Source organism: Flavobacterium lipolyticum (assembly GCF_020905335.1).
Classification (GTDB): Bacteria; Bacteroidota; Bacteroidia; order Flavobacteriales; family Flavobacteriaceae; genus Flavobacterium; species Flavobacterium lipolyticum.
The window spans coordinates 3292972-3306458 of sequence record NZ_JAJJMN010000001.1; the positions used below are offsets into that span (position 1 = coordinate 3292972).

The 13487-nt window shown below is 28.1% G+C and carries 14 protein-coding genes; 11 read left to right on the plus strand and 3 right to left on the minus strand.

Annotated features, from left to right (window positions below):
• Nucleotides 1–141: 141 nt before the first annotated feature.
• The 3 genes from LNQ34_RS14060 to LNQ34_RS14070 all read right to left on the minus strand — a co-directional run bounded on the left by LNQ34_RS14060 (nt 142) and on the right by LNQ34_RS14070 (nt 4107).
• Complete coding sequence (locus LNQ34_RS14060) at nt 142–1899, minus strand: DUF262 domain-containing protein (protein WP_230000185.1); 1758 nt, start codon at nt 1897–1899, stop codon at nt 142–144.
• Between the two features lie 39 nt (nt 1900–1938).
• Nucleotides 1939–3180 (minus strand): PDDEXK-like family protein, encoded by a 1242-nt coding sequence (locus LNQ34_RS14065; RefSeq protein WP_230000186.1) that lies wholly within the window; start codon nt 3178–3180, stop codon nt 1939–1941.
• A 639-nt stretch (nt 3181–3819) separates the two neighbouring features.
• Nucleotides 3820–4107 carry a hypothetical protein gene (locus LNQ34_RS14070; RefSeq protein WP_230000187.1) on the minus strand — a complete coding sequence of 96 codons (288 nt, stop codon included), beginning with the start codon at nt 4105–4107 and terminating at the stop codon, nt 3820–3822.
• Nucleotides 4108–4523: 416 nt separating this feature from the next.
• Here LNQ34_RS14070 and thcB4 point away from each other — a divergent pair, with 416 nt between their 5' ends.
• The 11 genes from thcB4 to LNQ34_RS14125 all read left to right on the plus strand — a co-directional run bounded on the left by thcB4 (nt 4524) and on the right by LNQ34_RS14125 (nt 13446).
• Entirely contained in the window at nt 4524–5696 is a 1173-nt protein-coding gene (thcB4, locus tag LNQ34_RS14075) for a Thoeris type III anti-phage system protein ThcB4 (RefSeq protein ID WP_230000188.1), read from the plus strand.
• The gene (thcA, locus tag LNQ34_RS14080; RefSeq protein WP_230000189.1) at nt 5678–6274 is read left to right on the plus strand and encodes a Thoeris type III anti-phage system protein ThcA; all 597 of its coding nucleotides are present in this window, start codon (nt 5678–5680) and stop codon (nt 6272–6274) included. Before thcB4 ends, thcA begins: the two co-directional genes overlap by 19 nt.
• A gap of 4 nt (nt 6275–6278) precedes the next feature.
• Nucleotides 6279–6743 (plus strand): TIR domain-containing protein, encoded by a 465-nt coding sequence (locus LNQ34_RS14085; RefSeq protein WP_230000190.1) that lies wholly within the window; start codon nt 6279–6281, stop codon nt 6741–6743.
• 1 nt (nt 6744) lies between these two features.
• Complete coding sequence (locus LNQ34_RS14090) at nt 6745–7443, plus strand: TIR domain-containing protein (RefSeq protein WP_230000191.1); 699 nt, start codon at nt 6745–6747, stop codon at nt 7441–7443.
• Nucleotides 7444–8022: a TIR domain-containing protein gene (locus LNQ34_RS14095; RefSeq protein WP_230000192.1), complete on the plus strand. Its 579-nt coding sequence runs from the start codon at nt 7444–7446 to the stop codon at nt 8020–8022.
• Nucleotides 8023–8111: 89 nt separating this feature from the next.
• Nucleotides 8112–9551: an SIR2 family protein gene (locus LNQ34_RS14100; RefSeq protein WP_230000193.1), complete on the plus strand. Its 1440-nt coding sequence runs from the start codon at nt 8112–8114 to the stop codon at nt 9549–9551.
• Between the two features lie 208 nt (nt 9552–9759).
• Nucleotides 9760–10242, plus strand: a complete 483-nt coding sequence (locus LNQ34_RS14105) for a TIR domain-containing protein (protein ID WP_230000194.1) — start codon at nt 9760–9762, stop codon at nt 10240–10242.
• Between the two features lie 9 nt (nt 10243–10251).
• Nucleotides 10252–10884: an Nmad2 family putative nucleotide modification protein gene (locus tag LNQ34_RS14110; protein WP_230000195.1), complete on the plus strand. Its 633-nt coding sequence runs from the start codon at nt 10252–10254 to the stop codon at nt 10882–10884.
• Nucleotides 10885–10913: 29 nt separating this feature from the next.
• Nucleotides 10914–11819, plus strand: coding sequence for a dCTP deaminase domain-containing protein (locus LNQ34_RS14115; RefSeq protein WP_230000196.1), 906 nt, complete (start codon nt 10914–10916; stop codon nt 11817–11819).
• A complete protein-coding gene (locus LNQ34_RS14120; RefSeq protein ID WP_230000197.1) occupies nt 11800–12387 on the plus strand; it encodes a nucleotide pyrophosphohydrolase in 588 nt (195 codons plus the stop codon). The genes LNQ34_RS14115 and LNQ34_RS14120 overlap by 20 nt, the downstream gene beginning before the upstream one ends.
• A 54-nt stretch (nt 12388–12441) precedes the next feature.
• The gene (locus tag LNQ34_RS14125; protein ID WP_230000198.1) at nt 12442–13446 is read left to right on the plus strand and encodes a nucleotide kinase domain-containing protein; all 1005 of its coding nucleotides are present in this window, start codon (nt 12442–12444) and stop codon (nt 13444–13446) included.
• Nucleotides 13447–13487 lie beyond the last annotated feature (41 nt).

Below are 13487 nucleotides of genomic sequence, written 5' to 3' on the forward strand. Positions count from 1 at the left end.
AAATGGATTGCGAGACTCTCTTCCTTGTAAAGATTTAAAAAACAATCTCATTTTAGAAAAGTTTCTATTAAAAAGTCAAAGAAAGAAGAATAAATTAAATTTAAAATCCCATAACTTTTGAGTTATGGGATTTTTGATTAATTATTTAAAAGGAGAAAAGTGACCGTTTTGATTATTGTATATTTCAAAACCTAACTTAATTTTTATTAATGTTTCTTCATGATTTTTTTTTAAATCATCCAAATTCCATGAAAGGTATTCTTGGTAAATTCTTATTGAATTACTAAATAATTCAATATTGTTTTTAAAATATTTATCTCTTTTTTCAAGGTAATCTCTATTACTTTGGCTTGAATTTTTACGTCTAGAAATCAAAACTAAATTACCTATTTTATTTGTCCATTCTTCTTTTTCTAAAGAGGTAAAATTTTTATTCCAATTGCTGCCATCTCTTGGATTTTGTGGCAAAATATGTTCGATACTAATTGTTTCGGGTATAGATAACTTCGTTGTATGCCCGTGGTATAATAAATCTAATTTTAGTAGAATATATCTGGCTGCACGTTTTCCATAAATGTTAGAATTTAAAGCGTTTTCTAAATCTATTGAATCAATTTCCAAAGATTTGTCAGACAATATTTGATCCACTGTTTTTGAATTATCAATTGCCTGAATAATATTGTTTACATTTTCAATTCTTAAGGTAGGCGTGTAACCGTTAATCCAATCGTTTGCAAATTTGTTGTCCAGCTTCTTAACAAATAAAATTAGTTTTTCATTTTTAAATTTATCATAATATCTTAATAGAGGAGCTATCCAATAATCTGCTTCGAAGCCTCTTTGCATTAAGTGCAAATAGTTATGAAGTTCAAAGCTGTTAGTTAAATTATCATTATCAAAAAGTTCTTCATAATATTTTTTATACTTTTCTATAAATTTAAAAGTCTCTATTCCTTTGTTTAGTAAAGGTTTTAATTGTGTATATTGTTTGGTATTTCGGTCGTAACTTTTAGGATTATAAATATTTTCTTCGAACTCTTTAAGTAAACTTACTGCTGCTTTTTGCTTTACTAAAATAGTTCGTAAATGTGATAGGAAAATATCAAAGTCTTCTGCAAAATAGGCTTCCGTTTCTTCCCATTTTTTTGCCCATTCTACTCTGTCGGAACTTGAAGTTATTTCTCCTAAATTCATTGCTTTTAGTATATCGCTGTTTCTTAGTTTTACACCTCTGCTGTTCATTACTGTAAAGAGTCGAAAAGCATCATCCAGTTCGTCTGCGGATACATAAATCATCAGAACATTAGAACGCAGAAATTGAAAAAAATCATCAATGTTGTTTGTCCTAAAAAAATCTCTGATATTTAAGATTGCTTTTGACATATTTCTAATTGAAATATCTTCTTGTAAATTTTCAATTTTTAATGCAAGTTCTTCTTCTCTTTCTGTCCCTCCCTTTTCTTTTACAAAATCATTTATAAAATCCCGAACTTGATTTCGAATGTCAAAAACAACTCTTAATCTTTCAGGAATATTATCGTATTTATTTTCTTCTTGAAAAATTGTTTTTTCACAGAGATCTATAAGCGTTGGATTTTCGGATAAGTCTCTAATAACTGCAGTAATTAAAAATAATGTTGTTAATCTTTGTTGTCCATCTAGCAAATCATATTCTACATATTTTGTATTACCCTCATTTTTTTCATTCTTACGAAGAACCATCGAACCAAGGAAATATTCAGTATCTGGATTTGAATTTCTTGCCTGCATTACATCGTCAAGGAGCTCGCTTACCTGATCTTTATCCCAAACATAAGGTCGCTGATATTCTGGAATTCGGAACCATTTTGTGAATACATCTTTAATGTGAAGTTTGTCACTCTCTATTTTTTGTGCCATAATTATTTGACTAGTTTAGTTTTACAGTTTCTTAGTTATCTATTCGTTTAAAATGGTGCCAACATATGAATTAATTTCATGCACAATTTTTTCTGTAATCATCATTTTTCTATAATTTCTATCAATAAGATTGAAAGTTCCTTTATATGAAAAATCTGGAAAGAAGATGTTTTCTTGACTACATAAATCGAAATATTTCCAATATTCAGTTTCATTTTTATTAAAACAGCCTAAAGATTCTATTGTTAATAACTTGTCCAATTGGAGTCCCTGAGGATAAATTCCCCAATAAAGCCAATCGTCTCCGGTTCCATTCCATATGAATAATTGAATCTTTCCATTTAACGATAGTCTCAAGCCATAATCGTTTGATGCTTCATAAGATTTTTTGTAAACCTCAAAATGTGTTGTACAAGTGACATCTTCCTTGCTCGGTTTTAAATTTACGATATAACCTTCCTTTTCGAGTTCAATACTTAATTCATACCAAAAATCCCAGACAGTATGCCATTTCACATGTTTAAAATTTTCAACAAGAAGTTTTGCGCTTGACATATTTTCACTGCTGCTAGAAATCAGATTTATAATTTCTAATCTCTCTTCCATATTTGTAAAATCGTTTGACATTTGTTTTATTAAATTTATGTACTGAATAATGCTTTCCCTTAAAAAGGGATGGGAGATACATTCCTGTAAGCAAAGTGTCAACCAAGTTTGTATTTCGTGTTCATAATCAATAGTTTTTCCATTCATGTTATCTAAACTACCAAATTTTCCAAGGCTCTCCACTGTTGGATAATGTCCGTCTAATGTTAAGTAGAGTACATAGATATTCTCTTTAGGGATATTTTCACTTAAATGTATTAAATCATAATAACCTTCTAGTTGGCCTCTGTGATAGTGATTTGAATCACCAGCCCAAATTTTATTCTCAATTATAATTGCTTGTTTTGAAACTCTATTAATAATTAAAATATCGATTTCTTTGAATTCAGATTTTTGAGATTCTGTCGGGTAAACTTTTACATTGGTCGTGTCAAAGTTTTCTATTGATAATTGCTCAAGGAATAATTTTAAAAAAGTTTCTTTTTTGTTATGCGTACTTTCGGGTGATAATAAAACTGAGATAAATCTAGAGTGCAGTCTCACTTCATCAGTCTCCTTATGCAATACTTTGAAAATATTGAACTGTTCTTTGTCATTTTCAAGTAATCTGTATTTATAATTAAGTACGGATAATTTGGAAAGAAAAGTTGTTAAGCTATTTGTGTTGTGTAACATCTAGATAAAATAAAAGTAATTAAGGTTTTATTGTTTTCAATGTGTTTCAGGTCGAGTAAAAATAATTATGTTGTATTAGACCTTCACTGATGTTTTTTTGTAAGTTCATCTAGTAACTCTGATGATTCTATAGATTCTCTATTTTTAACAGAATCTTCTTTTCAACCTAATTTATCTATTACTTCTTGTATTATTCTGGCTTTATTTTTCATCTGTTTTTTTTAATAGTTATTCTAAAGCTAATATCTTAATTTTTATTGCTATAACTAGAATTAATCTCAAAGATACGACGGTTTTTTTTTTAAAATTTATGGTTTTCCGTAATGCTTTTTGTTTATTGGCAAATTAGGTCTTTGGTTAGAAAATAACTCTAGTATAATTGCAGTTAATAGATAAAGTCACAGACTTCACTTTAAATCAAGTGTTAAAAAAACTGAAAGATGTTATGAATTGACCGAGATTTCCTTTCTATCACCCACAATGAAAGAAAAGTATTTTGATCTTTTAAGTAAGAGGCTTAGCAGATTCTAATAGTTGAAGCTCAGATCTATTACTAATAGTTATACAACTTAATTCTTAGACTAGTGTAAAACTATACCCATGTTTTTTTGGATATAGTTTTAAAGTCTTTAGTAAAACCTAATTAGCAGATTCACACCATTTTGATTTTAGTTCATTAACCTTTTTCAGAAGTAAATTGTTATCATTTATTTCCTGGGCGGTAAACAAACCAATAATTTCATAGCCAGTCTTCGCTGTAGGTTTTACGGCAATAAAATCTAAAAAATAAAACTGCGGGTTTCCTACATTGAAAATTAACGGATATTCAATTCCCGGCATTGGATTTTTAATAGTAGTTTGGAATAAATTGGCAATTTGTGCAATGTTATTTGCATTTAAAAAATCACATATGTAAATGTTCATCATTTTGGATTATTAGGTTAAAAAAAACTTTTCCATTCAAATGTCATACCAATCTGTGTTCCGTGTCAGGGTATAGCTTAAATATTCTTTTCTATTTAATCTTGTTTTTTTATCAAGAATGTAAAGCATAGCGATATTATCGTATTTCAAGGATAATATACATATATATAATCTTGATGCTACTTTGGCAGAAAGAATCAGCGAGTAAAAAATTAAAAACAGGTAATAATACGTACTTTTAAATTTAAATATATGAGTTACTTTACATCTTATCAAATAATTTGATTGCGGAAAACCGTAAACTATTTTATTTAATTATTCTTAATATTACTGAAAGTATTTAATAGATATTGATGTATTTTTTATGAATGACTTAATAACTAAATTGGAGTGCTTATAATATAAAATAAATCATAATTATGAAATATAAATATCAAATTATTCTTCTAGGTTCACTTGGAGAGTTATCAGAAAAAATAATTAGCCTTTTTTTTGAAAAAGTAAAAGAATTAAAACTTCCTATTAATTCATTTATGATTATTTATGATAAAAATTTCGAGTCTAATTACTCGGGAAATCAACCTTCCTTTGTTTTTTATTTTGGTGCTAAAAATGGAGACTTTAAAAACATTGATTTAATTGATAGATTAGTAAAGGATGGTGCTTTAATACTTCCTATATTTTACACCAAAGATTTATTCAGCTCTGAAATTCCAAAAATTTTAGAAAATCAAAATGGATTGCTATATGATGTAACAAAAGACGATAAAATTATTAATTTAGCACTTGAGTCGTTCGGAAAATTAAGACAAACCCGAAAAGTTTTTATTAGTTATAGAAGGGATGAATCCACTTCTGTTGCAATTCAGTTATATGAAGCATTGGAAAAAAATAACTTTGATGTATTTTTAGACACACATTCTATAAAACAAGGAGAACCATTTCAAGAAGAACTTTGGCATCGTATGGCTGATTGTGATGTGATTGTTTTGCTAAATACACCAGAATTTTTAACCAGTAGATGGTGTAAAGAAGAAATTGCAGAAGCAAGTGCAAAGAAAATAGGCATAATTCAGCTTATATGGCCAAATCACAAACTTGACAATACTTCTGAATTCTGCTTCCCAACTCAATTAGAAGAATCTGATTTTGAAGAAGGGAATTTTAATGACAAGAATAAATCTAAGCTTAAGCAGAGTTTTGTTGATGAATTAGTAATGAAAGCTGAATCTATTAGAGCTAGAAATTTAGCGTCTAGACAAGATAGTTTGATTACTGAATTTACCAATTTTGCTGTAATGTATGGGAAAAAAGTAAATCTGCAACCTGAAAGATTTATTACAGAAGAATTAGGTAAAAACAAAAGAAGAATTTTTATACCGATTATAGGTATTCCACAATCTATTGACTGCAACCAACATGCTGAATTAAAAAGAGAACTTCATGAATTTGACATTGAGAGTATATATTTAATATATGATGATGTTCGGATTAGAGCAAAATGGTTAAATCATTTAGATTGGTTAAATGATTATTTAGAAATTAAAACATTAAAAAAGCAAAATTTTAACAAATGGCTGCAACAGAATTGAAAAATATATTTCTATCCGCAAGTATTCCTCTTCCTGAAAGAGAGCATAAATATTACAATACTTCCGATGTAATTGCAATTAGAGACTCAGTTATTGCTTTAGCAATGAGCGTTATTCCAGAGCATAAATTGGTTTGGGGAGGCCATCCTTCTATAACACCACTTATTAATTATGTATGTCAAAAATTAGGAATAAATATTCAGCAACATGTAGCAATTTACCAATCAAAATTTTTTGAGAAATTTTATCCTCTTGATAACAACCAATTTGAGAATATATTTCAAACCGAAAATTTAGGAGAAAGAAATCAAAGTTTACTTCTAATGCGCAAAACTATGTTTAATTCATTCCAATTTAATGCCGGTGTGTTTATTGGAGGTATGGAAGGAGTTGAAGAGGAATATAATTTGTTCAAAGAAATGCAACCTAATGCAATGATAATTGTTTTAGAGAGTACAGGAGGTGCAGCAAAAATTATATATGACGAATTGTTACCAGCAGAGTTCAAAAACGAAAGATTAGTAAAAGATTACAGATATATGAGTTTGTTTCAAAAAATATTGATTGATAAAATTTAAAATTATGCCTAGAAAAGTCTTTTATAGCTTCCATTTTGACAATGATAATTGGAGGGCTGGTCAAATTAGAAACATTGGTTCAGTTGAAGGCGATAAGCCTGTAAATGGGAATAAATGGGAAGAAGTAAAAAGCAAGAGTGATTTAAGCATTCAAGCATGGATAGATGAAAATCTTAAAGATAAATCCTGTTTAGTTGTTCTAATTGGAGAAAAAACTAGTGAACGTAAATGGGTAAACTATGAAATGAATAAAGCTTGGGAATTAGGTAAAGCGGTCTGTGGAATTTACATTCACAAGTTAGAAGATTCTAACGGAAAGCAATGTACGAAAGGAAAGAACCCATTAGCAAGTCATATTCCCGTTTTTGAATCAGATTATTCATCAAGTAGCTATGTATATGACGACATTAAAAATAACATAGCAGATTTAGTTGAAAAAGCAATAACAGTTAGAAATCAATATAGATAATATGGGGAAAAATATTTTTGTTTCTTATAAATATGCAGATATATTGGTTAGCTCTTTAAAAAAAAGAGAACTTGCTTACGTTAATGGAGGTTTCATTACTAGAGACAGGTTAACTAGAGTAAGAGATTATGTTGATGAACTTCAATCTATTTTAGATGATGAAGATCATATTAATTTAGGAGAAAAAGATGGTGAAAGTTTAAAAGATTTTTCGGAAGGATATATTCAATCAAGTTTAAAAGACAAAATATATAGGAGTTCAATAACGATCGTTATGATTTCTAAAGGCATGGTAGAAGCATATTCTGCTGAAAAAGATCAATGGATACCATGGGAGGTTTGCTATTCCCTTAAAGAAATTACTAGAAATGATAGGACGAGTCGTATGAATGCAGTTTTAGGAATTGTTCTGCCTGATGAAAATAATTCATATGAATGGTATTACACCGAAAATTCAGCATGTAATTGTACCTCACATCATACCGATAAACTTTTTAATATTTTAAACAGAAATATGTTTAATATGAAGAATCCGACTGAATCTTCATGCAATGGATTAGTAATTTATCATGGAGATTTCTCATTTATTAAAACAGTTAAGTGGAGTGATTTTAAAATCGACCCTAATCTATATTTAAATAAAGCTATTGAAATAAGAGATAAAAAAGATCTTTATAATATTAAGAAAAGTATTGATTAAATGAGTTTTATATTTGAATCAAAGCTAATTGAATTTAGTAAGCAGAAAAGGAATTTCTCTTCATTAAATGAGAGTTTAAATAAATTCAAGAATGAATCAAAGACATCTAAAACAAAAGTTTTTCTTTCACACAAACATGGAGAGACAGAAGCATTGAATGGAACAATTACTTTACTTAAGCAAGAAGGAATTTCTATTTACGTAGACTGGATGGATGAAGGTATGCCAAAATTTACATGTGGCCTTACTGCTAAAAGAATCAAAGAAAAAATTAAAGAAAATGACAAATTTATAATCTTAGCTACAGAAGGAGCAATTAATTCGAAGTGGTGTAATTGGGAACTTGGTTTAGGTGATGCTGCAAAGTATATTGATAATATAGCTATTCTTCCAGTTGTAAAAGATCAACAATCCTATAATGGCTCTGAATATTTAGAAATTTACCCCTTTATAGAGTATGAGGATGGTCTTAATAAGCGCATAAACGGTAACTATATATCTAAAGGTTATTATGTAAAATATCCGGCTATAAATAACAGTCATTTTATAATTGAACTATCTGAATGGTTAAGAAGGTAAATAACAATATAAGAAATCTACAGCTATGAGTTATTATTGAAAATGATAAAGCTGAAAGTTAAGCACAATATAGTAAAATAAGAAATAGTATGGATTTAGAAAAAAAGGAAATTAAAGCTTTTATTACTGATTATGTTGATAAACTGAGACAAGGTAATGCAACGATTTTAATTGGTGCGGGATTATCAAAAGCTGCTGGATTTGTTGACTGGAAAGGTTTACTCAAAGACTTAGCCACTGAATTAGGTTTGCGAATTGAAGATGAAAATGATTTAATTTCAATAGCACAATTTCATAAAAATGCAAAACAAAATAGAAATAAAATTGATGAGAAAATAGTCAATGAATTTACAGACAAAGATATAGAGACAGAAAATCATCACATCATAGCCAGGTTACCATTTAACACAATTTGGACAACCAATTATGATGATCTTATAGAAGATGCTCATTATAAATACGACAAAAAAGTAGATGTAAAAAGCGAAGTAAATAGTCTTTTTATTAATCGGGATAATCGTGCATGCATTTTATACAAAATGCATGGTGATAAAGATCATCCAAACAAAGCAGTTTTATTAAAAGAAGATTATGAAAAATATTACTATACTCATGAGCCTTTCATTGCCCTCTTAAACTCTGAACTAATCACCAAGTCATTTTTATTTATTGGATTTAGCTTTACAGATCCAAATATAAATTATGTTTTTGGAAGACTAACACATAGGTATAGTGATCAGAGTAAAGATCATTATTCTATTATGAAAAGATGTTCAATAAATGACTATAAAGAAGATCATAATAAATTTCAATATGAGACAATTAAGCAACAATTGTTTATTGAAGAGCTGAAAAGATATAGAGTAAATACAATATTAATCGAAAATTATCCTGACTTAACTCAAATTTTAAATGAAATTGAGAGAAAATATAACTCACACTCCGTTTTTATTTCTGGAAGTGCAGTTGAATATGGGAATTTCACAGTATCAGAAGCTCAACAATTTCTTCATTTATTATCAAAAAGAATTGTTGAAAGAAAATTAAATGTAGTAAATGGTTTTGGGTTAGGAGTTGGAAGTTCTATAATAAATGGGGCTTTAGATGCTGTTTATGCCAATCCAATAAAATATTCAGAGGAACAACTAATTATTAAACCCTTTCCTCAATTTGAAACCGGTAATAAAAAACTTGAAGTATTATGGGAAGAATACAGACAAAAAATGATTTCAAGAGCTGGGATTATTCTTTTTGTTTTTGGTAATAACGATGAAGGTAATGGAATTGAAGATGCTGTTGGACTTAAAAGAGAGTTTACTATTGCAATGGAAAAAGGATTAATACCAATTCCCATACATTATACGGGTTATATGACAAAAAATATATTTGATGACTTACAAAAAAACTTCATAGAGTTAGGTTTATCGGAAGATTTAATGAAAGATATAGCTAATTTGGAATTGAATAAAAATAATTTTTCTGAATCAATAGATCAAATAATAGAAATTATAAATAAAATACTTTTATAAAATGGAAAGATGATAAATATTATGTAATTTTCAAAGTATAATGATTTATTAAAAATTCAGCAATTTGCAACATTTCATAATTAGAATAAAATGATGTCTGTTTTGGACATATGTTTTAATATGCTAAAAAAGATGATGACTTAAACATTAAAAGATGAATTGAGTACGCTATTAATGTGATAAAGAAAAGTTCCAATAACTGTAATATATGAGCAAGCAAAAAAATATTTTCATTAGTCATTATGAAAAAGATGATTCACATGTGCAGTCTTTAAAAAAAAGATTAATTAGAGATGGCTATGATGTCAGAAATTTTTCTGTTGATAGTACAAAACATAAAGACGGACGTAGACCATCAGATGCGGTAATTAAAAGATTACTTGATATAAGAATCAAAGCAGCAAGTACATTTATTTGTCTTTTAGGACCAGATACTCATACTAGAAAATGGGTTAATTATGAAATAAGAAAAGCTTATCTAGAAGGGAAAAAAATCATTGGTATTTACAGTCATGGTAATAAGGATAATGTAGAGTTACCTGAAGCATTTAAGAAATATGGAAGTTCTACTTTGGGATGGAACTCAATAGAAAAACTTGGTGATATTATTTCTGGTGGAAATATTCCATTTGAAAATCCTGATGGATCCAAATCAAATAATTTACATAATTCAAAACGAATAAAGTGTTAAATATAATTTATGAAAACATACTCTTATTTATTAGAACATGATTATGGACTTGCTCCAAATCCATTTGGGAAATACTGTACACTAGGAGTTTGTAAACCAAAAATACGTAGTAGTGGTAACCTTAAAGTAGGGGATTGGATTATTGGAACTGGCTCTAGAGCGTTAGAAAATATCTCAGGAAAGGATTATGTTCATCATATAATTTATGCAATGAAAGTAGAAGAAATTTTGTCTTATGAAAACTATTGGTTAGATGTTCGATTTGGTTATAAAAAGCCAATTTTGAATGGATCATTAGTAACAATATATGGAGATAATATTTACCATAAAGATGATGAAGGTAATTGGATACAGGAAGATTCTGCTCATTCTTTAATTGATGGGGTTACTAATGAAGAGCATTTAAAAAAAGATATTAGTGGTAAGAATGTATTAATAAGTGAAAACTTTTATTATTTTGGAGATAGTGCACCAAGTCTGCCTGAAGAGTTATTTGATGTTTGTCATTCCGGAATTGGGGAAAAAATAATTAGATCTCCAAAACAAGATAAATTAGTGGAATGGTTAACTGGAAATTATAAAATTGGAATATATGGAGATCCTATAAATTGGATAGAACATAATCAATTAGATTTGTTTTAATATCTTTACTAAAATAAATCCAATTTTTAATGTCATTTTTAGGGCCATCAGAATTAAGAAAGCTTCTAGCATTCAATAAAATTATCACAAATGATGATAACCAAAACGCGTATGTCAAAAGTAGAGTAAAACAAGCTGCATACGAGCTTTCATTGGGTAATCAGGTATATCGTACTGATAATAAAGATAAAAAAGTAGAAATATTAAGTGAAAGTAATAGAAATATTGATATAAATCCTGGACAGTTTACCTTGTTGATGACAGATGAATTTGTTAATATTCCTAATGACAAACTAGCATTTATTTCAATTAAAGCTAAACTTAAGCTAAAGGGACTTGTAAATGTTTCGGGCTTTCACGTTGATCCTGGATTCAAAGGAAAATTATTATTTTCAGTTTATAATGCTGGGCCGTCTATAATTACATTAGAGACAAAAAAAGCATATTTTTTAATTTGGTTTGCAAATTTAGATAGTGCGGCAGAGCAAGATGATCTTTACAGCAAGGATAATAATCATCATCAAGGACAAAAAACGATTGATACAGATTATCTCGATGCACTTAAAAGAAATGATATGGCTTCTCCTTCAGCCATTTTACTGAAAATTGGAGAACAGAAAGATTTTTTTGAAAGTGAAATAACTACGTTAAAAAATTCATTAGAAAATGATATTAAAGAAAAGAACAGGAAAGTTTTAAATAATGAATATTTAATTAAATTGTTAATAGGAATATGTATAGTAATTATAACTAAATACCTGTTTGACCATAGTATGGCTAACAAAGCTATTCAGGAATGTATTTTTGAAAATGAAAAAATAAATAAAATGCAAAAACAAATAGATTCTATTAATGTAAAAATAATACCTTTGCAAAAGGTTGATAGTCTAATAGATAAAAAAAATATTAACAAGAATGTTAAAAGTAAAAGATAATCTTACTTCGAATACTTCAGATTGGAATGCTAATGAGCAATTACCAAAACAACTCATGGTACGATTTGAAGAGATTTTTAACGGTAAATATTATCAGGTAAGAGTAATGTTAAATGGGATGCAAGTTGGTGATATTGTTGATGATAATTCATTTATTGATGATGGTTATCGTTATCACGATGTTTTCCATTATACTTTTGCAACATTACTCGAATGGTCACCTTGCTCAAGGTCGATGCTTAAGAGAAAAAGAAAAAGTATTGAAGATATAGATCGGATTGAGGATGGTGCTCGAGCTGCAATTACAGAAGAGGCGATATCGTTAATGATTTTTAATAATGCCGTTAACAATGATTATTTCTATAAACGTAGCAATATAGATGATTCTCTATTAACTATTATAAAAAATATGGTTGAACCTTTTGAAGTTCGTACTAAAAGTAAAAGTGACTGGGAGAAAGCAATATTAAAGAGTTATGAGCTGTTTCGTCATTTGCGAAAGAATAAAGGAGGTATAATTAATTTCAATCTTGAAAATAAAAACATCATTTATAAAAAATTAAATTAAGAATATTTATATGAAAAAAAGCTGGAAATTCCAGCTTTTTTATTTTAAAGAATAATGGAAATATTAGTAAAAAAGAATAAACCAAAAAAAAGTATAGTTTTAGATACATATTGGAAATTTGCATGTGAAAGACAAGATATTTTTTTTAATAAGGTAGTTAGAAATAATGAAATTTTAACAACAGATGAAATTTTAAAAAAACATAAGTTTACAAATGCATATAGAGCGTCTGATCGAGTTAGTCAATATTTAATCAAAAATGTTATCTATTCTAATAATGATTTCGATGAAGAAGATATTTTATTTAGAACATTATTGTTTAAAATTTTTAATAAAATAGAAACTTGGGAATTACTAGAATCTGAATTTGGAACTTTGCAAATATATAATTTTGATTTTGTAAAGTTTAATAGAATTCTTCAAGAAGCAATGAATTCAAATGAATCGATTTATTCGGGAGCTTATATTATGGCATCCGGCAAAAGTATTTTTGGTTTTAATAGAAAGCATGAAAATCATTTAAAATTATTAAAAGAAAAATTATTAAAAGAAAAGTTAATTGATAAAATTAAATCCTGCATTTCATTAGAACAACTTTATAAAGTGTTATTGGAATTACCAACAATTGGTTCATTTTTAGCTTATCAATTTGCAATTGATATTAATTATAGCGAATTAGTTAATTTTAGTGAAATGGATTTTGTAGTGCCAGGACCAGGAGCAAAGGATGGAATAAGGAAGTGTTTTACTGATTTAGGAGATTTTAATGAGACGGATATTATTAAATATGTTACTGACATCCAGGAAGATGAATTTATTAGATTAGAACTCAATTTTAAAAATTTATGGGGTAGAAGATTGCAGTTGATTGATTGTCAGAATTTATTTTGTGAAACAGATAAATATTCAAGAGTAGCACATCCAGAGATATCTGGAATTTCTAATAGAAAAAGAATAAAACAAATTTATAAACCTAAGACTACCGAAATAAGATTATTCTATCCTCCTAAATGGAATATTAATCATATAGTAGACCTGTCACTAAAAACTGAGGGGTAAATGTTTTCTAGATCTGTGGGATATATTTATAGGGGTCTAAA